Origin of the sequence: Streptomyces sp. NPDC088812, assembly GCF_044750285.1 — a bacterium.
Classification (GTDB): Bacteria; Actinomycetota; Actinomycetes; order Streptomycetales; family Streptomycetaceae; genus Streptomyces.
Genome location: NZ_JBIVJP010000100.1, coordinates 1 through 1,043 on the forward strand (window position 1 = coordinate 1; position 1,043 = coordinate 1,043).

Consider the following 1,043-nt stretch of genomic DNA (forward strand, 5'->3'; position numbering starts at 1 on the left):
CCCGGCACGTCCGAGAACACCAGGTCCGCCAGGGACTCGTTGGTCTTGGACAGACGCTGGGCCAGGGCCTGGAGCAGCTGGACCGACACATCCGGCGACGAGGCGATGGCGCGGCGCAGGTTCTCGTGGCGCAGACCGGCCAGGCGCGTGGCGGACACCGCGGTGGCGGTGGCGTTGCGCGGGGCGGGGTTGAACAGGGCCATTTCGCCGAAGATCTCGCCGGGGCCGAGCACGGCCACGAGGTTCTCGCGGCCGTCCGAGGCGGTGCGGCCGAGCTTGATCTTGCCGGACATGATCACGTACAGCTGATCGCCCTGGTCGCCCTCGTGGAACGCGGACGCGCCGCGGGAGAGCTCGACCTCGGTCAGCTCCGAGGTGAGGATGGCGAACACCTCGTCGTCCAGGTTGGTGAACAGCGGAGCCTTCCGCAGAACCTCGAGATCCATGTGTGCGTGTCCTCTCTGTGGCCAGTTCCTCACACCGCGGCGGAGGAGCCGCCCGGTTCACTGGCGTCCATTGTGCCCCATACCCCAGTGCGGGCCGATACCCTGGATCCTCCACCGGGTGCGCGGGCCGTCCCCGTGCGTGGCCGGTGCCGTCACATCCGAAGGAGGTCGCCCATGCCGCTGGGTCTGACGTGGCTGGACGTCCTGCTCATCGTCGCGCTCGCGATGCTCCTGGTCCAGGGTCACCGTCGCGGCCTGTGGGTGGTGCTGGGCAACCTCGTCGGCCTGGTCGGCGGCGCCGCGATCGCGTTCTACGCCCTGCCTGAGGTGGCGAAGTTCGTCACCGCGCCGCAGTGGCGGTGGGCCGCGCTGATCGCCACCCTCGTCGTGCTCGTGGCGGCGGGCCAGTACGTGGGCGCCGCCATCGGCGAGGCGATCCGGTTGCGCGTGAACCTGCCGGCGCTGCGACTCGTCGACCGCCTGCTCGGCGCGCTCGCCACCGGTCTCGCGGGCGCCCTCGTCCTCTGGCTCGTGGCGTTCTCCATCGCGGCCTCCGGCTCCACCGCGGTCACCCGTGAGGTGACCCGCTCGCGGGTG

At 71.2% G+C, this 1,043-nt stretch carries 2 protein-coding genes; one reads left to right on the forward strand and one right to left on the reverse strand.

All coding sequences use genetic code 11. From position 1 onward, the window contains the following. Positions 1 to 446 (reverse strand): Crp/Fnr family transcriptional regulator (locus ACIP67_RS43465; RefSeq protein WP_401700292.1); only part of this gene is annotated, 446 nt, incomplete at its 3' end. 174 nt (positions 447 to 620) lie between these two features. Between ACIP67_RS43465 and ACIP67_RS43470 the strand changes: the two genes are divergently transcribed. Beyond that, a partial coding sequence (locus ACIP67_RS43470) for a CvpA family protein (RefSeq protein ID WP_401700294.1) occupies positions 621 to 1,043 on the forward strand: 423 nt, incomplete at its 3' end.